Source organism: Alteromonas sp. G4i13, from assembly GCF_054960505.1.
Genome location: NZ_JBHNYX010000119.1, coordinates 1 through 679 on the forward strand (window position 1 = coordinate 1; position 679 = coordinate 679).

At 50.1% G+C, this 679-nt stretch carries 1 protein-coding gene; it reads left to right on the forward strand.

What is annotated here, in order from left to right:
• Positions 1–297 precede the first annotated feature (297 nt).
• The gene (locus tag ACFI6J_RS21550) at positions 298–504 is read left to right on the forward strand and encodes a hypothetical protein (protein WP_020746427.1); all 207 of its coding nucleotides are present in this window, start codon (positions 298–300) and stop codon (positions 502–504) included.
• Positions 505–679 lie beyond the last annotated feature (175 nt).

Sequence of the window (679 nt, forward strand, 5' to 3'; positions counted from 1 at the left end):
CCCAGCGAAGCTGGCAAACCCGTCAGGTTGAAAGAAACCTGAATCACCCTGACTGAGGGGAAGATAATCCGAATGGCAAGGGCGTTGTTGGCCAACGGCAGGGTCCGAAGGAAGCCATAGGAAGTTAGAGGTACACAACGCAAGTGAACCTGATTCGGCAAGACAGGGGGGTAAGCGTGCAAAATAGCGTGAAGCCCGATACTCGGTCAGTCCTGTTTTGTGCTTGAGGGTGGGATTTCTAACAGGGCGTCAGTGCAGTAACTGGGGAAGCCTGGCACCTAAACTTACTTAGAGTAAGTGGTTAACGTTCAAGGGGAGACTCAAGATGTTAATCGGTGTGAGGTGGCAGATGAAGCCGTAGTAGTGAGTAAAGTTCGGCCTGTGAAAGCCAGTAATGGTGTGGAGGGTAAAACCGAGCTGACCATCAGCAGTGTTTGGTGGCATCGTTATCAGTCAAAAGCGGATAAGGATGGCGAAGGGCGGAAGTACATAGTAAGTCTGTGATGAGCAGGTGTTTTTTTTTAGTGGTACACGAATCGATTAGCTATCGACGTCTTCGTACTTGGTTTTTCGCGGAAGCGACGGACTGGCTACGAAACGGTACATGGGAGTAATGTGGGAACGTTGAGTAGATTGCCATTGGGCTAGCACGCTCTACCACCATGTGAAATAGACCAAC